Source organism: Micromonospora sp. DSM 45708 (assembly GCF_039566955.1).
In the GTDB taxonomy this organism is placed as follows: domain Bacteria; phylum Actinomycetota; class Actinomycetes; order Mycobacteriales; family Micromonosporaceae; genus Micromonospora.
Map to the genome: position 1 here is coordinate 3,278,747 of NZ_CP154796.1, position 23,902 is coordinate 3,302,648.

1 protein-coding gene is annotated in these 23,902 nt (G+C 77.0%); it reads right to left on the reverse strand.

The annotated features are described in order from the left end of the window. Nucleotides 1-23,712 (reverse strand): type I polyketide synthase, encoded by a 23,712-nt coding sequence (locus tag VKK44_RS14130; RefSeq protein ID WP_343447422.1) that lies wholly within the window; start codon nucleotides 23,710-23,712, stop codon nucleotides 1-3. Between the last annotated feature and the right edge of the window lie 190 nt (nucleotides 23,713-23,902).

Below are 23,902 nucleotides of genomic sequence, written 5' to 3' on the forward strand. Positions count from 1 at the left end.
TCAGGACTCGGAGCCGTCGAGGGCCAGCCGGATCAGGGTGTCGGTGTCGAGGTCGTCGAGGTCGACCTCCGCGCCGTCCGGCTCGGGCGCGGGGCCGCCGCCGTCGGCGAGGCCGAGCAGCAGCTCCAGCAGCCCGGCCTCGCGGATGCGGGCGAGCGGAACGGTGGCCAGCGCCTGGCGTACCGCGGTCTCGGCCGGGTCGGCCGTCGACGTGGTCGGCGTGTCGGGCAGCAGCGTGGCGCGCAGGTGGTCGGCGAGCGCGGCCGGGTCGGGGTGGTCGAAGACCAGCGTGGTGGGCAGCGACAGGCCGGTGGCCCGGTTGAGCCGGTTGCGCAGCTCGACCGCGGTGAGCGAGTCGAAGCCGAGGTCCTTGAACGCCCGCCGGGGCTTGACCCGCTCCGGGCCGCCGTGGCCGAGCACGGCCGCCGCCTCGGCGCGGACCAGCTCGACGAGCTTGCGGTCCCGGTCCTCGGTGGACAGGTCGCGGAGCTGGTCACGCAGCGCCGCGCCGCCGTCGGCGGGGACCTCCGCGGCGGCGCGGATCGCCTGCCGGGCCTCGGGCAGGTCAGCCAGGAACGGTCGGGGACGGCTCGACGCGTACGCGGGGGCGAACATCGCCCAGTCCACGTCGACCACGGTGAGGGCGGCGTCGCCGCGCCCGACCGCGACGCGCATGGCGTGCACCGCGTCGGCGGGTGCCATCGCCCGCAGTCCACGGCGGGCCAGTTCCCGCTGCGCGTCGTCGGTGGCCATGCCGCCGTCGGCCCACGGTCCCCACGCCACCGAGGTGGCGGCGAGGCCACGGGCGTGCCGCCGTGCGGCCAGCGCGTCGAGGTGGGCGTTGCCGGCCGCGTAGCCGGCCTGCCCGCCACTGCCCCACACCCCGGCGATGGAGGCGAACAACACGAACGCGTCGAGCGGCCGGTCGCCGAGCAGCTCGTCGAGGTGCACCGCGCCGGCGGTCTTGCCGGTCAGCACCCCGGCCAGCCGGTCGGGGTCGGTGTCGAGCAGCGGCGCCACGTCGTTGAGCCCGGCGGCGTGCACCACGGCGGTCAGCGGCGCCGGGTCGGCGTCGAGGCGGGCGAGCAGCGCGGCGACCGCGTCCCGGTCGGCCACGTCGCAGGCGGCCACCGTGACGCGTACGCCGAGCCCGGTCAGCTCGTCGCGCAGCTCGGCCGCGCCGGGGGCGGCGTCGCCGCGTCGGCTGGTGAGCACCAGGTGCTCCGCGCCGGCGCCGGCCGCCCAGCGGGCCACGTGCGCGCCGAGCGCGCCGGTGCCGCCGGTGACCAGCACCGTGCCGGTGGGCTGCCACCGGTCGGCGGCGGCCGACGCGGCCGGGGCGGCGCGGACCAGCCGGCGGGCGTAGAGGGCGGTGCCGCGCAGCGCGAGCTGGTCCTCGTCGCCGTCGGCGGTGAGCGCGGCGGCGAGCCGGGCCGGGTCGGTGTCGCCGGCGGGCAGGTCGAGCAGGTTGACGCGCTGCCGGGGCAGTTCCAGCCCGGCGACCCGGGCCAGGCCCCACAGGCCGCCCTGGGCGACTCCGCGCACCGGGTCGTCGCCGTCGGTGGCGACCGCGTCCCGGGTGAGGCACCACAGCGGCGGCGTGTCGCCGGTGTCGTGCAGCGCCTGGATCAGCAGCAGCGTGGCGGCGGTGCCGGCGGGCAGCGCCGGATGCTCCGGGTGCGGCGCGTCGTGCAGGCCGAGCAGCGAGACCACGCCGTCGACCGGCCCGTCCGCGAGCGCCTTGCCGAGCGCGGCGGCGAGGTCGGTCCGGGTGGCGGTGGCCGGGTCGACGGTGACCGGGCGCAGCTCCGCGCCGGCCAGCGCGGTCGCGACGTCGGCGGTGGCGGGTTCCCCGGCCGGGGCGACGACCAGCCAGGCGCCACCGGCGGCGGGCCGCTCGTCGGGGTCGAGCCGCTTCCAGGTGACCTGGTACGCCCACCGGTCGGCCGGGGTACGCCGGGTGCGGGCGCGTCGCCAGGTGGTGAGCGCGGGCAGCGCCGGGGCGAGCGTGTCGAGGGCGTCGTCGGCGAGGTGACCGGCGAGCGCGGTGAGGTCGCCGCTCTCCACGGCGGCCCAGAACTCGGCGTCGGAGGCGTCGGTCCGGGTCGGCGTGTCGGGCCAGAACCGCTCGTGCTGGAACGCGTAGGTGGGCAGGTCGACGCGGGCGGCGCCGGCGAACCAGGGCGTCCAGTCGACGCGGACGCCGTGCACGTGCAACTCCGCCAGCCCGGCCAACAACGCGTCGCTCTCGTCCCGGTCCCGGCGCTGCACGGCGGTCGCCACCACCGTGTCGTCGTCGGGCAGGATCTCCGCGGCCAGCGCGGTCAACACGCTCTGCGGACCGATCTCCAGGAACGTGTCCGCCCCGGCCGCCCGCAACGCGCTCACGCCGTCGGCGAACCGCACCGCCTCCCGCACGTGCCGCACCCAGTAGTCGACGGTGGTGATCTCATCTCCGGCGAGCGCGCCGGTCACGTTCGACACCACCGGCAGCAGCGGCGCGGCGAAGCTCAGCCCGTCGAGGACGGCCCGGAACCCGGCCAGCATCGGTTCCATCAGCGGACTGTGGAACGCGTGCGACACCGTCAGCCGCCGGGTGCGCACGCCGCGCTCCCGCCAGTCGCGCTCGATGTCGTCCAGCGCGTCGACCGGCCCGGACACCACCACCGAGGACGGGCCGTTGACCGCCGCGACGCCCAGGCTCGGGTGCCCGGCCACCGACGCGGCCACCTCCGACTCCGAGGCCGCCACCGCCAGCATTCCGCCGCCGGCCGGCAACGCCTGCATCAACCGGCCCCGCGCCGCGACGAGGGCACACGCGTCGGCCAGGGACAGCACCCCGGCCACGTGCGCGGCGGTGACCTCACCGATCGAATGTCCACCCACGAAGTCCGGGGTGACCCCGAACGACTCCACGAGGCGGAACAGCGCCACCTCGACCGCGAACAGGCCCGGCTGGGTGAACTCGGTGCGGTCCAGCAGGTCACCGTCGCCGAACAACACCGGCCTCAGCGGCTGCGGCAGCAGCGGGTCCAGGTGCGCGCACACCTCGTCCAGCGCGGACGCGAAGACCGGGAACGCGTCGGACAGCTCCGCGCCCATGCCGGCGCGCTGCGCGCCCTGCCCGGAGAAGAGCACCGCCAGTCGCCCACGCGGGCCGGCCGGACCGGTGGTCACCGCGCCGGAGGACGTGCCGGCGGCCAGCGCGCGCAGCGCGGCCAGCAGGTCGTCCCGGTCGGTGGCGCCCACCACGGCGCGCTGCTCCAGCGCCGGCCGGGTGGTGAACGCCGACCATCCGACGTCGACCGGACGCAGCGTCTCGTCGGCGGCGAGCCAACGCGCCCACCGGTCGGCCTGCGCGGCGAGCGCCGCGTCGGTACGCGCCGACAGCAGCACCGGCACCGGCCCGCCGCCGGAGCGGTCAGGAGCCGCCGCGCCGGAGTGATCCGCGCCGCCGGTTCCGGTCGCGTCACCGTCGGCCGTCGGACCTGCCGGGTCCACGGGTGCTTGTTCGAGGATGACGTGGGCGTTGGTGCCGGAGATGCCGAACGACGACACCGCCGCCCGACGCGGCCGGTCCACCACCGGCCACGGCGTCGCAGCCGTCGCCAGCGTCACCGCCCCCGCCGACCAGTCGATGTGCGGCGACGGCTCGTCCACGTGCAACGTCGGCGGGACGATGCCGTGCCGCATGGCGAGGACCATCTTGATGATGCCCGCCACGCCGGCGGCGGCCTGGGTGTGGCCGAGGTTCGACTTGACGGAGCCGAGCAGCAGCGGCGTCTCGCGGTCCTGCCCGTACGTCGCGAGCACCGCCTGCGCCTCGATCGGATCACCCAACGTGGTGCCCGTGCCGTGCGCCTCGACGGCGTCCACGTCCGATGTGGTGAGCCGCGCGTTCGCCAGCGCCTGCCGGATCACCCGCTGCTGCGACGGGCCGTTCGGCGCGGTCAGGCCGTTCGACGCGCCGTCCTGGTTCACCGCCGTGCCCCGCACCACCGCGAGGACCCGGTGGCCGCGACGGCGGGCGTCGCTGAGCCGCTCGACCAGCAGCATGCCGACGCCCTCGCCCCAGCTCGTGCCGTCGGCGCCGGCGGCGAACGACTTGCACCGCCCGTCGGGGGCCAGCCCGCGTTGGCGGGAGAAGCCGACGAACGCGCTGGGCGTGGCCATCACGGTGACGCCACCGGCCAACGCCAGGTCGCACTCCCCGGCCCGCAGCGCCTGGGCGGCCAGGTGCAGCGCGACGAGCGACGACGAGCAGGCGGTGTCGACGGTGACGGCCGGCCCTTCCAGCCCGAAGACGTACGCGACGCGGCCGGAGGCGACGCTGCCGGCGGTGCCGTTGACCAGGTACCCCTCCAGTTCCTCGGAGGCGTCGAGCCGACCGGCGTAGTCGTGGTGGATCAGACCGGCGAAGACGCCGGTGGTCGTGGTGCGGTCGTGCGGGTCGAGGCCGGCGGACTCGAACGCCTCCCACGAGGTCTCCAGCAGCAGCCGCTGCTGCGGGTCCATGGCGAGCGCCTCGCGGGGGCTGATGCCGAAGAACGCCGGGTCGAAGTCGGCGGCGTCCGGCAGGAACCCGCCGTGGCGGGTGGTGGACGTGCCGGCGCGGTCGGCGTCCGGGTCGTAGAGCGCGTCGAGGTCCCAGCCCCGGTCGGCGGGGAACTCGGCGATCCCGTCGCCGCCGGTGGAGACCAGGTCCCACAGTTGGTCCGGGTTGGTGACACCGCCGGGGAGACGGCAGGCCATGCCGATGATGGCGATGGGGTCGTCGTCCTCGGTGGCGGTGGCCCGGGTGGCGGCGACGACGGCCGGCCGGTGGCCGAGTCGTTCGTGCAGGTGTTCGGCGAGGCGTTCCGGGGTGGGGTGGTCGAAGACCAGCGTGGCGGGCAGCCGCAGCCCGGTGGCGGCGGCGAGCCGGTTGCGCAGCTCCACCGACGTCAACGAGTCGAACCCGAGGTCCTTGAACGCCCGAGTGCCGGGCACCGCCTGCGCCGAGGCGTGCCCGAGCACCGCCGCGGCCTGCGCCCGGACCAGCTCCACCAGAAGCGCGGTCGCCTCGTCCGGGGCGAGGCCGGCGAGCCGCTCGGTCCAACCGGTGGTGTTCGCGTCGGCGGTGCGGGCCTGCCGGCGTACGCCGGTGGGGGCCAGCAGCCGCAGCAGCGGCGGGAGGTGCGTCCGGTCCCCGGTGACCCGCAGCCGGGCGGCGACCACGGCGGGCAGCGGTTGCGCGGCGGCGGCGTCGAGCAGCGCGCTGCCTTCGGCGGCGCTGAGGCCGGTCATGCCGATCCGGCCGAGCCGCTGCCGGTCGCCGGCGTCGAGCCGCCCGGCCATGCCGCCGGTGGCCCACGCGCCCCAGCCGATGCTGGTGGCCGGTAGCCCGTTCGCCCGTCGGTGGGCGGCGAGCGCGTCGAGGAACGCGTTCGCGGCGGCGTAGTTGCCCTGCCCGGGCGAGCCGAGCGTGGCCGCGATCGACGAGAACAGCACGAACGCGGACAGGTCGTGCCCGGCGGTGGCCCGGTGCAGTGCCCAGGCGGCGTCCACCTTGGGCCGCATGACCCGGTCGACGCCGTCGGCGTCGAGCGACGCGATCGTGGCGTCGGCGATGACACCGGCGCAGTGGTACACGGCGGTCAGGTCCACGCCGGCCAGCAGCGCGGTCACCTGGGCGTCGTCCGCCACGTCGACGGTGGCGACCCGGACGGTCGCGCCGGCCGTCTCCAGGTCCTCGACCAGCGCCGCGTAGGTCGGGTCGTCGGCCGGGGACCGGCGGGCGGCCAGCAGCACGTTGCGGCTCTGGCCGGTGGCGACGAGGTGCCGGGCGACGATCCCCGCGAGGGCGCCGGACGCGCCGGTCACCAGCGTGACGCGCTCCGGATCGGCCGGAACCGGCACGGTGAGCACCACCTTGCCGACGTGCCGCGCCTGACTGAGGTGCCGCAACGCGGCCCGCGCCTGCCGCACGTCCCAGGCCCGGACCGGCAGCGGCGACAGCACACCGCGCTCGAACAGCGCCAGCAGCTCGGCCAGCATCTCCCCGATCCGCGTCCCACCCGCCTCGTTCAGGTCGAACGACCGGTAGACAACGCCCGGATGCTCCCGCGCCACCACCTCCGGATCCCGCAGGTCCGTCTTGCCCATCTCGACGAACCGTCCGCCGCGCGGCAACAACCGCAACGACGCGTCCACGAACTCACCGGCCAACGCGTCCAACACCACGTCCACACCGGCACCACCACTCGCGGCGGCGAACGACTGCTCGAACTCCGTGGTCCGCGACGACGCGATCCGCTCCGCCGCGACACCCAGGCCCCGCAACGTCCCCCACTTACCGGGGCTCGCCGTCGCGTAGACCGTCGCACCGAGATACCGGGCGATCTGGATCGCCGCCATCCCCACACCACCGGCACCCGAATGGATCAACACCGACTCACCCGCACGCAGCCCGGCCAGATCCCGCAACGCATACCACGCGGTCAGGAACACCACCGGCACCGACGCCGCCTCAACGAACGACCAACCCTCCGGCACCCGCGCGACCCGATCCCGCCGCGCCACCACCACCGGACCGAAACCCGGCTCGAACAACCCGAACACCCGATCACCCACCGCCAGCCCGGACACCCCCGAACCGACCTCCACCACCACACCCGCGCCCTCACTACCCATCACCGCCGACACATCCGGATACATGCCCAACGCGATCAACACGTCCCGGAAATTCACCCCCGCCGCCCGCACCGCCACCCGCACCTCACCGGCCGCGAGCGGGGCCGGCGTGGCCGGCACGATCTCGACGCCGTCGAGCGTGCCGGGCCGCGCGGCGGCGACGTGCCAGCCGCCCGCCGCCGGCGGCGTCAGCTCCACGTTCGTCGGGCGCGCCAACCGGGGTACGCACACCCGGTCGCCGCGCAGCGCGACCTGACCGCCCGCCGGGGACGGGTCCGCCACCACGGCGGCCAGCACGCCGAGCGCGCGCCGGTCGAGGGCGGCGTCGGCGTCCACCAGCACGATCCGGTCGGGGTGTTCCGACTGCGCCGAGCGCAGCAGTCCCCACACCGCCGCGGCGGCCGGGTCGACCGCCCGGTCGTCGTCGCCGGTGCTCACCGCGCCGCGGGTCACCACCACCAGCCGCGAGTCGGCGAGCACGTCGGCGGCCAGCCACGCCTGCACGCCCGCCAGCACCGCCGCGGTCAGCGACCGGGCCCGGCCCGGCAGGTCACCGTCGACACCGGCCCCTCCGGCCGACGCGAGCGCCGTACCGCCGGTCGGCGCGTCCGTGGCGTCCGCCGCGCCGCTCCCGGCTGCGCGAGGCGCGCGGCCGATCGGCAGCAGGATCGCGTCCGGGGCGGGCGTGCCGGCCGCCACGGCCGCCGCGAGCGCCGCGACGTCCGGGAACTCCGACGGTGCCCCGTCCGCGTCGAGCCAGCCGGTGTCCGGGGAGCCGGCGACGGTCCGGCCGTTCTTCCGGGCCGCGCCGCGCCCGGTCGCCGGCCGGCCCCGGGCCGGCCGGTCCGGGGACGTGCCGGCGTCGGCCGGTCGCGCCGGGGCGAGCGCCGCCCAGGTCAGGTCCGCCCCGGCCGGCGGGATCTCCTCGGCCGGCCAGGTCACCGCGTACAGCGACCGGGAGCCCGCACCCGGGGCGGGGGCGCCGGCCAGCTCGCGCAGCACCAGCGTGTCCACCGACACCACCGGCGCGCCGGTCTCGTCGACCGCCACCAGGCGTACGCCGGCGGCGGCGCGGGTCAGCCGCACCCGCAGCAGCCGGGCGCCGGCGGCGTGCACCTGCACGCCTTCGAACGCGAACGGCACGCGCGGTCCGGTCGGCGCGTCCCCGCCCGGCAGCAGGCCGATCGGGTGCAGCGCGGCGTCCAGCAGCGCCGGGTGCACCGCGAACCCGGCCACCGTCGTGTCGGGGAGCGCCACCTCGGCGTACACCTCGTCGCGGCCGGTCCAGGCCCGGCGCAGGCCCTGGAACATCGGCCCGTACGTCAGGCCGTGGCCGACGAGCGTCTCGTACCAGCCGGTCAGGTCCGTCTCGGTGACGCCCGGCGGCGGCCAGGCGGCGAGGCCCGGTTCGTCGGCGGCGGCCGGCTCCAGCACCGCCTCGGCGTGCCGGGTCCACTCCGCGTCCGGGTCGTCGTCCGGCTGGGCGTACACGGCGGCGTCCCGGCCGCCGGTGTCGTCGGCGGCACCGACCCGCACCTGGACCCGGACGCCGCCGGTGGCGGGCAGCACCAGCGGGGCGGTGACGGTGAGGTCGCGTACCCGGGGCGTGCCGACCTCGTCGCCGGCGCGCACCACCAGCTCCACCAGCGCGGTGCCCGGCAGCAGCACGGCACCGGCCACGACGTGCTCGGCCAGCCAGGGCTGCGCGGACACCGCGAGCCGGCCGGTGAGCACCGTCTCGTCCGCGCCGGCCAGCCGCACCGCGGCGCCGAGCAGCGGATGGCCGGGGGCGGCCAGTCCGGCGCCGGTCAGGTCGCCGGCCCGCCAGCCCGCGGCGTCGGGCCAGAAACGCCGCCGCTGGAACGGGTACGTGGGCAGGTCGAGCGGCGCGCCGCCACCGGTCAGCGGCGTCCAGTCCACCGGCACACCACCGGCGTACGCCTCGGCGAGCGCGGTGAGCAGCGCGGCCCCCTCGGTACGCCCGGCGCGCAGCGTCGGCACGACCACCGGCGTGGCGTCGTCGCCGAGGCAGTCGCGGATCATGCCGGCGAGCACCCCGTCCGGCCCGACCTCCAGGTACGTGCCGACGTGGCGCTGCCGCAGGTCGGCGATGCCGTCGGCGAAGCGGACCGCGTCGCGGACGTGTCGCACCCAGTAGTCGGGATCACGCAGCGCGTCCGGCTCGGCGACGCGGCCGGTCAGGTTCGACAGCACCGGCAGGCGCGGCGGGTCGAGGGTGAGCCCGTCGACGACGGCCCGGAACCCGTCGAGCATCGGCGTCATCAGCGGACTGTGGAACGCGTGGCTGACCCGCAGCCGGCGGGTCCGGAGGCCCCGGTCCCGCCAGGCGCGCTCCAGTGCGTCGAGGGCGTCGACCGCGCCGGAGACGACCACGGACGACGGGCCGTTGACGGCGGCGACACCGACCCGGTCGGCGTACCCGGCGAGCGCGGCGGTCACCTCGTCCTCGGGCGCGGCGACCGCGAGCATGCCGCCGCCGTCGGGCAGCGCCTGCATGAGCCGGCCACGCGCGGCGACCAGCGTGGCGGCGTCGGGCAGGGAGAGCACCCCGGCCACGTACGCGGCGGTGATCTCGCCGACCGAGTGCCCGCCGACCACGTCGGGGGTGACCCCGAACGACTCGATCAGGCGGAACAGCGCCACCTCGACGGCGAACAGCGCCGGCTGGGTGAACTCGGTGCGGTCCAGCAGCGCCGCCTCCGGGGCGCCCTCGGGCGCGAAGAGCACCGGCCGCAGCGGTCGCGGCAGCAGCGGGTCGAGGTGCCGGCAGACCTCGTCCAGCGCGGCGGCGAAGACCGGGAACGCCCGGTACGCCTCGCGGCCCATGCCGGGGCGCTGCGCGCCCTGACCGGAGAAGAGCACGGCGAGCCGGCCGGTGCCGGCGGTGCCGCGTACCACGGTGGACGACGGTTCGTCGGCGGCGACCGCGGCCAGGCCGGCGAGCAGGCCCGACCGGTCGCGGGGCAGCAGCACGGCCCGGTGTTCGAACGCGGACCGCCCGGTGGCGAGCGCGTGCCCGAGGTCGCTCAGCGGCACCGCCGGGTTCGCCCCGATCCAGGCGGCCAGCCGGTCGGCCTGGGCGCGCAGCGCGTCCGGGGTGCGGGCGGAGAGCACGCACGGGGTGCCGAGGTCGCCGGTGACGGCGGGCGGCGTGGTGGGCGCGGGGGCCGGCTCGGGGGCCTGTTCCAGGATGGCGTGCACGTTGGTGCCGGAAATGCCGAACGACGAGACGGCGGCGCGGCGGGGCCGGTCGACCGCCGGCCAGGGTGCCGTCGCCGTGGCCAGCGTGACCGCGCCGGCCGCCCAGTCGACGTGCGGGGACGGCTCGTCGGCGTGCAGCGTCGGCGGCACGAGGCCGTGCCGCATGGCGAGGACCATCTTGATGATCCCGGCGACACCGGCGGCGGCCTGCGTGTGCCCGATGTTCGACTTGACGGACCCGAGCAGCAGCGGCGTCTCACGCTCCTGCCCGTACGTGGCGAGCAGCGCCTGCGCCTCGATCGGGTCGCCGAGCGCGGTGCCGGTGCCGTGCGCCTCCACCACGTCCACGTCGGCCGGCGACAGCCGCGCGTTGGCCAGCGCGGCCCGGATGACCCGCTGCTGGGAGGGGCCGTTGGGGGCGGTGAGGCCGCTGCTGGCGCCGTCCTGGTTGACGGCGCTGCCGCGCAGCACGGCGAGGATCCGGCGGTTGTTGCGGCGGGCGTCGGAGAGGCGTTCCAGCAGCAGCATGCCGACGCCCTCGGCGAAGCCGGTGCCGTCGGCGTCGGCGCCGAACGCCTTGCACCGTCCGTCCGGGGACAGGCCGCGCTGCCGGGAGAACTCGGCGAGCATGCCCGGGCTGGACATGACCGTCACGCCGCCGGCCAGCGCCAGGCCGCATTCCTGCTGGCGCAGCGCCTGGGCGGCCAGGTGCAGCGCGACCAGCGACGACGAGCAGGCGGTGTCGACGGTGACCGCCGGGCCTTCCAGGCCGAGCAGGTAGGAGATGCGGCCGGAGGCGACGCTGCCGGCGCTGCCGTTGCCGACGTACCCGTCGAGTTCGTCGTCGGTGCCGACGGCGGTGCCGGCGTAGTCGTGGTAGATCAGGCCGACGTAGACGCCGGTGCTGCTGCCGCGCACGGTGGACGGGTCGACGCCGGCGCGTTCCAGCGCCTCCCACGACGTCTCCAGCAGCAACCGCTGCTGGGGGTCCATGGCGAGCGCCTCGCGCGGGTTGATGCCGAAGAACGCGGCGTCGAAGTCGGCGGCGTCGTAGAGGAAGCCGCCGTGCCGGGGCGCGGGCCGGTCGTCGCCGTCGTTCAGCAGGCCGGCCAGGTCCCAGCCCCGGTCGGTGGGGAACGGCGCGATCACGTCCGCGCCGGCGGTGACGAGGTCCCACAGGTCCTCGGGGCTGCGGACGTCGCCGGGGAAGCGGCAGGCCATGCCGACGACGGCGATCGGCTCGTCGACGGCGGTGGTCGCGGTGCCGGCCGGTGCGGCGGCGGGTGCGGCCCGGCCGCCGATCTCCCGGTCGAGGTGCTCGGCGAGCACGACCGGGGTGGGGTGGTCGAACGCCACGGTGGCGGGCAGTCGCAGGCCGGTGGCGGCGGCGAGCCGGTTGCGCAGCTCCACCGAGGTCAGCGAGTCGAAGCCGAGTTCCTTGAACGGGCGTTGCGGGTCGACGCCGTCGGCGGACCGGTGGCCGAGCACCGCGGCGACGCTGCCGGCGACCAGGTCGAGGAGCTGGTTGTGCCGGGCGGTGGGGCTGAGCGTCGCGAGCCGCTCGGCCAGCGACAGGTCCCCTCCGGTACGCGCGGCGGCCCGCCGCCGGGCCGGGCGGATCAGGTCGCGTAGCAGTTCCGGCACGCGGGTCGGGTCGGGGCTGGTCGGCACGTTCATGAGCACGGCGTGCGCGCCGCCGTGCCGCTGGGCGGCGTCGAGCAGCGCGAGCCCTTCGGCGTCGGTGAGCGGCGCGCTGCCGGCGCGGATGGCGCGCCGGTGCTCGCCGTCGTCGAGGTGGGCGGTCATGGTGCTGGTGGTGGCCCAGAGTCCCCAGGCGAGGCTGGCCGCCGGCAGGCCGTTCGCCCGTCGGTGGGCGGCGAGCGCGTCGAGGAACGCGTTCGCGGCGGCGTAGTTGCCCTGCCCGGGTGAGCCGAGCGTGGCCGCGATCGACGAGAACAGCACGAACGCGGACAGGTCGTGCCCGGCGGTGGCCTCGTGCAGCGCCCAGGCGGCGTCCACCTTGGGCCGCATGACCCGGTCGACGGCGTCGGCGTCCAACGACGCGATGGTGGCGTCGGCGATGGTGCCGGCGCAGTGGTGGACGGCGGTCAGGTCCACGCCGGCCACCAGGTCGGCGGCCCGGCCGGGTTCGGTCAGGTCGACCGCGACGGCGCGGACCGTGGCCCCGGCGTCGGTCAGGTCGTCGACCAGCGCCGCGTACGCCGGGTCGTCGGCCGGTGCGCGGCGGGCGGCCAGCAGCAGGTTGCGGGTCTGGCCGGTGGCGACGAGGTGGCGGGCGACCAGGCCGGCGAGGGTGCCGCTGGCACCGGTGACCAGCGTGACGCGGTCCGGGTCGACGGGCGCGGGCACGGTGAGCACGACCTTGCCGACGTGGCGGGCCTGGCTGAGGTGCCGCAACGCGGTGCGGGCCTGCCGCACGTCCCAGGTCCGGATGGGCAGCGGCGTCAGCGCGCCGGACGCGAACAGGTCGAGCAGTTCGGTGAGCATCTGGCCGAGGCGCTCGCCGCCGGCACCGTTCAGTTCGAACGCCCGGTACGTGACGCCGGGGTGCTGGGCGGCGACCAGGTCCGGGTCGCGGACGTCGGTCTTGCCCATCTCGACGAACCGTCCGCCGCGCGGCAGCAACCGCAACGACGCGTCCACGAACTCACCGGCCAGCGCGTCCAACACCACGTCCACACCCGCACCACCACTCGCCGCGGCGAACGACTGCTCGAACTCCGTGGTCCGCGACGACGCGATCCGCTCCGCCGCAACACCCAGGCCCCGCAACGTCCCCCACTTACCGGGACTCGCCGTCGCGTACACCGTCGCACCGAGATACCGGGCGATCTGGATCGCCGCCATCCCCACACCACCGGCACCCGAATGGATCAACACCGACTCACCCGCACGCAGCCCGGCCAGATCCCGCAACGCATACCACGCGGTCAGGAACACCACCGGCACCGACGCCGCCTCAACGAACGACCAACCCGCCGGCACCCGCGCGACCCGATCCCGCCGCGCCACCACCACCGGACCGAAACCCGGCTCGAACAACCCGAACACCCGATCACCCACCGCCAGCCCGGACACCCCCGAACCGACCTCCACCACCACACCCGCGCCCTCACTACCCATCACCGCCGACACATCCGGATACATGCCCAACGCGATCAACACGTCCCGGAAGTTCACCCCCGCCGCCCGCACCGCCACCCGCACCTCACCGGCCGCGAGCGGCAGCGTGTCGGTAGGCCGCAGGGCGACACCGTCGATGGTGCCGGGCTCGACGGCCGCCACGTGCCAACGTTCGGTCGACGGGACGAGCCGGTCGCCGGTCGGGCGCAGCACGCGCGGGACGAGCACGTCGCCGTCGCGCAGCGCGACCTGCCCGCCGGCCGGCGCGGCGGCGAGCAGCGCCAGCACGTCGGCGTCGGCCGCCCGGTCCAGGTCGGCCAGCACGATCCGGCCCGGGTGCTCGGACTGCGCGGACCGCAGCAGCCCCCACACCGCCGCGCCGGCCAGGTCGGCGATCCGGTCGCCGTCCCGGGCCGCCATCGCGCCCCGGGTGGTCACCACCAGCCGCGAGTCGGCCAGCACGTCGGCGGCCAGCCAGCCCTGCACCTCCGCCAGCACCGCCACCGTCACCGCGCGCACCCGGTCCGGCAGGTCCCCGCCGGCCGTTCCGTCGGTGGTCGGGCCGGGCAGGACCGGCAGCAGCACCGCCTCGGGGGCAGGTGCGCCGGCCGCGACGGCGGCCACCAGCGCGGCCACGTCGGGGTACGCCGCGCCGAGGCCCCCGCCGCCCAGCGTCGCCCAGACCATCGGCTCACGCGCCGGCACGACGTCCCGGGCCGACCAGGTCACCTCGAGGACGGACCGGTCGGCGGCGGCCGGCACGACGGACGCGCCCAGCTCCTTGAGCACCAGCTCGTCCACCGACACCACCGGCACGCCGGTCTCGTCGGCGGCGACCAGCCGCACCGTGTCACCGGCGCGGGACAGCCGGACCCGCAGCGCCGCCGCGCCGGCCGCGTGCACCTGCACGCCACCGAACGTGAACGGCACCCGCGGTCCGGGCGTCCGGTCCGCGCCGGGCAGCAGGCCGATGGCGTGCAGCGCGGCGTCGAGCAGCGCCGGGTGCACCTCGAACCGCCCGGCGCGGTCAGCCGGCCCGTCCGGCAGGGCGACCTCGGCGCAGACCGTGTCGTCGACGGTCCACGCCCGACGCAGGCCCCGGAAGGCCGGCCCGTACGCCAGGCCGTGCCCGGCGAGCGTGTCGTACCAGCCGGTGAGGTCCACCTCGGCCGCGCCGGCGGGGGGCCAGGCGTCGGGCGTCGGCTCCTCGGCGGTCGCCGGTTCCAGCACACCCTCGGCGTGCCGGGTCCACGCGTCGTCGGTGACGCCGTCCGGTTGGGCGTGCACGGTCACCGGGCGGGCGCCGGCGTCGTCGGGCGCGCCGACGCGTACCTGCACCCGGACCCCACCGGCGTCCGGCAGGGTCAGCGGGGCGACGAGCGTCAGCTCGCGTACCCGGGCGGCGCCGACCTCGTCGCCGGCCCGGACCACCAGCTCGACGAGCGCGGTGCCGGGCAGCAGCACGGTGCCGGCGACCGCGTGGTCGGCCAGCCACGGCTGCGCGGTGAGCGACAGCCGCCCGGTCAGCACCACCTCGTCCGCGTCGGCCAGCCGGACCGCGGCGCCGAGCAGCGGGTGCCCGGCGGCGCCGAGGCCGGCGCCGGTGACGTCGCCGCCGTGCGTCGCGCCCGGTTCGGGCCAGAACCGTTCCCGCTGGAACGCGTACGGGGGCAGGTCCACCCGGCCGGCTCCGGAGCCGGCGAAGACGGCCGCCCAGTCGACGGGTACGCCGGCGGTGTGCAGGCCGCCGAGCGCGGTGAGGAGCTGGCGGGGGCCGTGCTCGTCGCGGCGCAGCGACCCGACGACGACGCCGGGCGTCCCGGCGGGCGTGCGGTCGAGCGCGTCCTGCACCACGACCTTGAGCACCGGGTGCGGGCTGATCTCGACGAACGCCCGGTGTCCGGTGTCGATCAGCGCGTCCACGACCGGCGCGAGGCGGACCGGTTCGCGCAGGTTGCGGAACCAGTAGCCGGCGTCCAGGTCGGTGGTGTCGATCGGCTCGCCGGTGACGGTGGAGTGGAACACCACCCGGCTCGGGCGCGCCTCGAGCGTGCCGAGCGCGGCGGCCAGGTCGTCGCGGACCGCGTCGACGTGCGCGCAGTGCGAGGCGTAGTCGACCGCGATCCGCCGGGCCCGCAGCTCGCGGTCGGCGCAGGTGGCGAGCAGTTCGTCGACGGCGTCGGCGTCGCCGGAGACGACGGTGACGGCGGCGCCGTTGAGCGCGGCCACCCCGAGCCGGTCGCCCCAGGGCGCGATGAGCTCGGCGGTGTCGGCGGCGGAGAGCGGCACGGAAACCATGCCGCCGCGGCCGGAGAGGGCGAGTAGCGCCCGGCTGCGGGCCACCACGAGCCGCATCGCGTCGGGCAGGGTGAGCGCGCCGGCCACGCACGCGGCGGCGATCTCGCCCTGCGAGTGGCCGATCACCGCGTCGGGGCGTACGCCGCAGGAGCGCCACACCTCGGCCAGCGACACCATCACGGCGAACAGCAGCGGCTGCACCACGTCGACCCGGTCCAGCGGCGGGGCGTCGGGCGCGCCGCGCAGCACGTCCTCGGGTGTCCAGTCGACGAGCCCGGCCAACTCGGCCGCGCACTCGCGCATCCGGTCCCGGAAGACCGGTGAGCTGTCGAGCAGGTCGAGCGCCATGCCGGGCCACTGGGAGCCCTGGCCGGGGAAGACGAAGACGACCTTCGGCGTACCGTCGGCGGGGGCGGCCGGCGGCGCGGCGGCGGTGAGCGCGGCCAGCGCGTCGGTGCGGCCGGCGACGACGGTGACCTGCCGGTACGGGTGGTGGGCCCGGCCGGCGGCCAGTGACCAGCCGACGTCGGCCAGGTCCAGGTCGGGGTGGGCGTCGAGGTGGGCGCGCAGCCGGGCGGCCTGGGCGGGCAACGCGCGGGCGCTGCGCGCGGACAGCAGCAGCGGCACGGCGTCGGCGGAGACCAGGCCGGGGCCGGCGGCGGGCGCGGGACCGGCCGGCGGCGCGGCGGGGGCCGCCTCGATGACGGCGTGCGCGTTGGTGCCGGAGATGCCGAACGAGGACACGGCCGCGCGGCGGGGCCGGTCGACGGCCGGCCAGGGCGCGGCGTCCGTGACCAGCGTGACCGCGCCGGCCGACCAGTCGATGTGCGACGAGGGCGCGTCCACGTGCAGCGTCGGCGGCACCACGCCGTGCCGCATGGCGAGGACCATCTTGATGATCCCGGCGACACCGGCGGCGGCCTGGGTGTGGCCGATGTTCGACTTGATCGACCCCAGCAGCAGCGGCGTCTCACGGTCCTGCCCGTACGTGGCGAGCAGCGCCTGCGCCTCGATCGGGTCACCCAACGTGGTGCCGGTGCCGTGCGCCTCGACCACGTCCACGTCGGCCGGCGACAGCCGCGCGTTGGCCAGCGCGGCGCGGATGACGCGTTGCTGTGACGGCCCGTTCGGCGCGGTCAGGCCGTTCGACGCGCCGTCGGAGTTGACGGCGGTGCCGCGTACCACGGCGAGGACGCGGCGTCCGTCGCGTCGCGCGTCGGCGAGGCGCTGCACCAGCAGGATGCCTGCGCCCTCGCCCCAGCCGGTGCCGTCCGCGCCGGCGGCGAACGCCTTGCACCGGCCGTCCGGGGCGAGGCCGCCCTGCCGGGAGAATTCGGAGAACATGCCCGGCGTGGCCATCAGCGCCACGCCGCCGGCGAGCGCCAGGTCGCACTCGCCGGAGCGCAGCGCCTGCGCGGCCAGGTGCAGCGCGACGAGCGACGACGAGCAGGCGGTGTCGACGGTGACGGCCGGCCCTTCCAGGCCGAACGTGTAGGCGAGCCGGCCGGAGGCGACGCTGCCGGCGGTGCCGGTGAGCAGGTGACCTTCGAGCCCTTCGGCGCCGTCGGCGGCGTAGCCGGAGGAGGCGGCGCCGACGAAGACGCCGGTGGCGGTGCCGGCGCGGGTGGCCGGGTCGAGGCCGGCGGACTCGAACGCCTCCCACGCGGTTTCCAGCAGCAGCCGCTGCTGCGGGTCCATGGCGAGCGCCTCGCGGGGGCTGATGCCGAAGAACGCCGGGTCGAAGTCGCCGGCGTCGGCGAGGAACCCGCCGTGCCGGGTGGTGGACGTGCCGGCCCGTTCGGCGTCCGGGTCGTAGAGCGCGTCGAGGTCCCAGCCCCGGTCGGCCGGGAAGCCGCCGATCGCGTCGCCGCCGGCGGCGACCAGGTCCCACAACTGTTCGGGGGTGGCGATGCCGCCCGGGTAGCGGCAGGCCATACCGACGATGGCGAGCGGTTCGTCGGCGCCGGCCGGCCCGGCGGTACGGGTGGCCGGCGCGGCGGGCCCGGCGGCGGCGAGGTGTCCGTGCAGCAGGCCGGCGACGCGTTCCGGGGTGGGGTGGTCGAAGACCAGCGTGGCGGGCAGCCGCAGCCCGGTGGCGGCGGCGAGCCGGTTGCGCAGCTCCACCGACGTCAACGAGTCGAACCCGAGGTCCTTGAACGCCCGAGTGCCGGGCACCGCCTGCGCCGAGGCGTGCCCGAGCACCGCCGCGGCCTGCGCCCGGACCAGCTCCACCAGAAGCGCGGTCGCCTCGTCCGGGGCGAGGCCGGCGAGCCGCTGCGCCCAGCCGCTCTCGCCGCCGGTGGCCTGCGCGGCGCGGCGGGCGCCGGGGCGGGCCAGGCCGCGCAGGATCGCCGGGTAGCGGTCGGCGTCGCCGGTGAGCCGCAGCCGGGCCGCCGCGACGGCGGGCCGGGCACGGCGGGTGGCGGCGTCGAGCAGGGCGGCGCCCTCGGTGGCGGTGAGCGGGGTCATGCCGAGGCGGCGCAGCCGCCGCGCGTCGTCCCGGTCGAGGTGGGCGGTCATGGTGCTGGTGGTGGCCCACATGCCCCAGCCGATGCCGGTGGCGGGCAGCCCGGCGGCGTGGCGGTGGGCGGCGAGCGCGTCGAGGAACGCGTTCGCGGCGGCGTAGTTGCCCTGCCCGGGTGAGCCGAGCGTGGCCGCGAACGAGGAGAACAGCACGAACGCGGACAGGTCCAGGCCGGCGGTGGCCCGGTGCAGTGCCCAGGCGGCGTCCACCTTGGGCCGCATGACCCGGTCCACGCCGTCGGCGTCGAGCGACGCGATCGTGGCGTCGGCGATGACACCGGCGCAGTGGTACACGGCGGTCAGGTCCACGCCGGCCAGCAGCGCGGTCACCCGCTCCGCGTCACCGAGGTCGGCGGCGACCGCGCGGACCGTGGCCCCGGCGGCGGTCAGCTCGTCGACCAGGGCCGCGTACGCCGGGTCGTCGGCCGGGGACCGGCGGGCGGCCAGCAGCACGTTGCGGGTCTGGCCGGTGGCGACGAGGTGCCGGGCGACGATCCCCGCGAGGGCGCCGGACGCGCCGGTCACCAGCGTGACGCGCTCCGGATCGGCCGGAACCGGCACCGTGAGCACCACCTTGCCGACGTGCCGGGCCTGGCTGAGGTGCCGCAACGCGGCCCGCGCCTGCCGCACGTCCCAGGCCCGAACCGGCAGCGGCGACAGCACACCGCGCTCGAACAGCGCCAGCAGTTCGGCCAGCATCTCCCCGATCCGCGTCCCGCCGGCCTCGTTCAGGTCGAACGACCGGTAGACGACGCCCGGATGCTCCCGCGCCACCACCGCCGGATCCCGCAGGTCCGTCTTGCCCATCTCGACGAACCGTCCGCCGCGCGGCAACAGCCGCAACGACGCGTCCACGAACTCACCGGCCAGCGCGTCCAGCACCACGTCCACACCGGCGCCGCCGCTCGCGGCGGCGAACGACTGCTCGAACTCCGTGGTCCGCGACGACGCGATCCGCTCCGCCGCGACACCCAGGCCCCGCAACGTCCCCCACTTACCGGGGCTCGCCGTGGCGTAGACCGTCGCGCCGAGGTGGTGCGCGATCTGGATCGCCGCCATGCCGACGCCGCCGGCACCAGAGTGGATCAACACCGACTCGCCGGAGCGCAGGCCGGCCAGGTCCCGCAACGCGTACCAGGCGGTCAGGAACACCAGCGGCACGGAGGCCGCCTCGGTGAACGACCAGCCGGCCGGGATGCGGGCCACCCGCTCACGGGCGGCGACCACCTCCGGCCCGAAGCCGGGCTCGAACATGCCCAGCACCCGGTCGCCGGGGGCCAGGTCGGTGACGTCCGGGCCGACGGCCAGGACCACGCCGGCGCCCTCGCTGCCCATCCGGGCGGCCGGATCCGGGTACATGCCGAGCGCGATGAGCACGTCGCGGAAGTTCACGCCGGTGGCCCGCACCGCGATGCGGACCTGGCCGGGTCCCGGCTCGGCGACCGGCGCCGACACCGGCGCGACGCCGTCCAGCGTGCCGGGCGCGACCGCCGCGAGATGCCACGGCCCGTCCGGCGGGTTCAGCTCGTCGTCGGCCGGGCGCGCCAACCGGGGTACGCGCACCGCGTCACCGCGCAGCGCCACCTGACCGCCGGTCGACGTCGGGTCGGCGACCACCCCGGCCAGTAGCGACAGCGCCTCGGCGTCCGGCTCCCGGTCCAGGTCGGCCAGCACGATGCGGCCCGGGTGCTCCGACTGCGCCGAACGCAGCAGCCCCCACACCGACGCGCCGGGCAGGTCGGTGATCCGGTCGTCGTCGGTGGCCGCGACCGCGCCCCGGGTGAGCACCACCAGGCGTGAGTCGGCGAGCGCGTCCGCGGCCAGCCAGTCCTGGAGCGTCCTCAGCACCGCCGTGGTCACCGCACGGACCCGGTCCGGCAGGCCGGCGGCGGCACCGGTCCGGGCCCTCGTCCCGCCGTCGGGAGCGTCGTCCGTCGGGTGGCCCGCGTCGGCGGCGGTCCGGCCGGCGGCCGGCTCGGCGGGCAGTCGCAGCAGCACCGCGTCCGGTGCCGGCGTGCCGGCCGCCACGGCGGCGACGAGCGCCGCCACAGCCGGATACTCCGCCGCACCGCCGGGACCGGCGGCGGACGTGGCCGCGTCGGCGTCGGCGTCGGCGTCGGCCGGGACAGTGCCGGTGCCGGCCGGCGGCTGCCGCAGCACCGCCCACACCGGCGCGGTGGCCGGTGCGGTGACCTCCTCGACCGGCCAGGTCAGCGCGTACAGCGACCGGTCGGCGGCGGTCGCCGGCACGCCGCCGCCCAGCTCACGCAGCGTCAACGCGTCCACCGAAACCACCGGCGCGCCGGTGGCGTCCACCGCGACCAGCCGCACCGACGAGCCTGCGCGGGTCAGCCGCACCCGCAGCACTCGGGCACCGGCGGCGTGCACCTGCACGCCCTCGAACGCGAACGGCACGCGCGGACCGTCGCCGGTGCCGACGTCGAGCAGGCCGATCGGGTGCAGCGCCGCGTCGAGCAGCGCCGGGTGCACGCCGAAGCCGCTCGGGTCGGCCCCGTCGGGGAGCGTCACCTCGGCGTACGCGCCGTCCGGGCCGGAGAAGACCCGGCGGACGCCCCGGAACACCGGCCCGTACGCCAGGCCGTGCGCGGCGAACGCGTCGTACCAGCCGGCGACGTCCACCTCGGACGCCCCGGCGGGCGGCCACGCGCCGATCGTGGGTTCCTCGGCGGCGGCCGGTTCCAGCACACCGTCGGCGTGCCGCACCCACTCGGCGTCCGGGTCGTCGTCGGGCTGGGCGTGCACGGTCACCGGCCGGGCGCCGGTGTCGTCGGCGGCACCGACCCGCACCTGCACCCGGACCGCGCCGGCGGCCGGCAGGGTGAGCGGGGTGGCCACGGTCAGCTCGCGGATCCGGCCGGCGTCGGCCTCGTCGCCGGCGCGCACCACCAGCTCCAGCAGCGCGGTGCCGGGCACCACCACCGCGCCGGCGACCACGTGGTCGGCCAGCCACGGGTGGGTGGACACGGACAGCCGCCCGGTGAGCACCACCTCGTCGTCGCCGGCGAGCCGGACGGCGGCGCCGAGCAGCGGGTGCCCGGCCACGCCGAGCCCCGCCCCGGACACGTCCCCGGCCTGCCAGGCCGGCGCGTCCGGCCAGAACCGCTCCCGCTGGAACGCGTACGTGGGCAGGTCGACCGGGCGGGCGCCGGTGTCGGCGAACCAGGGCGTCCAGTCCACCGGCACGCCGTGCACGTGCAGCTCGGCGAGCGCCGCGAGCAGCGCCTCGGTCTCGCTCCGGTCGCGCCGCTGGGCGGCGACGGTGAGCACGCCGTCGGCGTCGGGCAGCGCCTCGGCGGTCAGCGCGGTGAGCACGCTGCGCGGGCCGATCTCCAGGAACGTGTCCGCGCCGGCGGCGCGCAGCGCGGCCAGGCCGTCGGCGTAACGGACCGCCTCGCGGACGTGCCGCACCCAGTAGTCGGGGGTGCGCAGGTCGTCGCCCTCGGCGAGCGCGCCGGTCAGGTTCGACACCACCGGCAGCGTCGGGGCGGAGAAGCTCAGCCGTGCCAGCACCGCGCGGAAGCGGTCCAGCATCGGCGTCATCAGCGGGCTGTGGAACGCGTGCGACACGGCGAGCCGCCGCACCCGCACGTCCTGCCCGGTCCACCGCGCGGCCAGGTCGTCCAGCGCGTCGGCCGCGCCGGAGACGACCACCGACGACGGGCCGTTGACCGCGGCGATCCCGACCCGGTCGGCGTGTCCGGCCAGGTCGGCGCGGACCTGTTCCTCGGTGGCGGCGACGGCGAGCATGCCGCCGCCGGCCGGCAGCGCCTGCATCAGCGCGCCCCGGGCCGCCACCAGCAGGCAGGCGTCCTTCAGCGACAGCACCCCGGCCAGGTACGCGGCGGTGACCTCGCCGATCGAGTGGCCGGCCAGCAGGTCCGGGGTGACGCCGAACGACTCGACCAGCCGGAACAGCGCCACCTCGACCGCGAACAGGCCGGCCTGGGTGAACGCGGTCTGGTCCAGCAGCGCCGCCTCGGGCGTGCCCTCGGCCGCGAACAGCACCTCGGTCAGCGGCCGGGGAAGCGCCCGGTCCAGGTGCGCGCACACCTCGTCCAGCGCGGTCGCGAACACCGGGAACTGCGCGTACAGCTCCCGGCCCATACCGGCGCGTTGCGCGCCCTGCCCGGAGAAGAGCATCGCGGTGGGGCCGCGGTCGGTCGCCTCGCCGGTGACCAGCGCGCCGGACGGTTCACCGGCGGCCAGCGCCCGCAGCGCGGCCCGCAGGCCGTCCGGGTCGGTGGCGGTGAGCACGGCCCGCCGGTCCAGCGCGGCCCGGCTGGTGACCGACGCGTACGCCACGTCCCGCGGCCGGGGCGCGGGGTCGGTGTCCAGCCAGGACGCCCAGCGGCCGGCCTGGGCGGCGAGCGCGCCCGGGTCGGCGGCGGAGAGCAGCACCGGCACGACCGGACGGTCCACGGTGGCCGCCGGCTCGGGCGCCGGTTCGACGGCCGGGGCCTCCTCGATGACCAGGTGGGCGTTGGTGCCGCTCATGCCGAACGAGGAGACGGCGGCCCGGCGGACCCGCTCCGGGTCGGCCGGCCATGCTCGGGGCTCGGTGAGCAGCGCGACCGCGCCGGTCGACCAGTCCACGTGCGGGGTGGGCTCGTCGGCGTGCAGCGTGGCGGGGAGCAGGCCGTGGCGCAGCGCCAGCACCATCTTCATCACGCCGGCGACGCCGGCGGCGGCCTGGGTGTGGCCGAGGTTCGACTTCAGCGAGCCGAGCCGCAGCGGCCGGTCGGCGGGCCGGTCCCGGCCGTACGTGGCCAGCAGCGCCTGCGCCTCGATCGGGTCGCCGAGCGTGGTGCCGGTGCCGTGCGCCTCGACCACGTCGACGTCGGCCGGGGTAAGTCCGGCGTTGTCCAGGGCCTCCCGGATGACGCGCTGCTGGGCGGGGCCGTTGGGGGCGGTGAGCCCGCTGCTGGCGCCGTCGGAGTTGACCGCGCTGCCCCGGATCACGGCCAGCACCGGGTGACCGAGGCGGCGGGCGTCGCTGAGCCGTTCGACGAGCACCAGGCCGGCGCCCTCGGCCCAGCCGGTGCCGTCGGCGGCGGCGGAGAACGCCTTGCACCGCCCGTCGGCGGCCAGGCCCCGTTGGCGGGAGAACTCGACGAAGCCGCCCGGGGTGGCCATCACGCTGGCCCCGCCGGCGACCGCGAGCGTGCACTCGCCGTCGCGCAGCGCCTGCGCGGCCAGGTGCAGCGCGACGAGCGATGAGGAGCAGGCGGTGTCGATGGTGACGGCCGGCCCTTCCAGGCCGAACGTGTAGGCGAGGCGGCCGGAGATGACGCTGGCGGCGGTGCCGGTCAGCACGTACCCCTCGACGCCGGCGGGCAGCCGGCGCAGCACCGACGCGTAGTCCTGCCCGGCGGTGCCCACGAACACCCCGGTACGGCTGCCGCGCAGCGTGCCGGCGTCGATGCCGGCCCGCTCGAACACCTCCCAGGTGGTCTCCAGCAGCAGCCGCTGCTGCGGGTCCATGGCGAGCGCCTCGCGCGGGCTGATGCCGAACGGGGTGGGGTCGAAGTGGCCGGCGTCGGTGAGGAAGCCGCCCCGGTCGCTGTACGAGGTGCCCTGGTGGTCCGGGTCCGGGTCGTACAGGTCCGCCAGGTCCCAGCCGCGGTCGGTGGGGAACGGTCCGGTGGCGTCGGTGCCGGCGGCGACCAGGTCCCACAGTTGCTCCGGGGAGTCCACACCGCCGGGGAACCGGCAGGCCATGGCCACCACGGCGATCGGCTCGGGCTCCTCCAGCTCGCGCAGGCGCCGGTGCGCCTGACGGAGCTCGGTGGTCACCCACTTGAGGTGTTCGAGAAGCTTCTCTTCGTCCGCCATGATCCACCCGCCCGCAGTTGCTGCCGATCGATTCCGTCGAACACCGAGGTAGCCGCCGGTGCGGCACACGGGGGTACGCCGGCACCCGGCCCGTCACCGTGAGTGGACGCTACTGAGCGCTGACCTGGGACCCAACCCCTACGGACCCCTCATTCGCCGTCCCCGGCGGGGGGTCCGGCCGGGCCGGTGG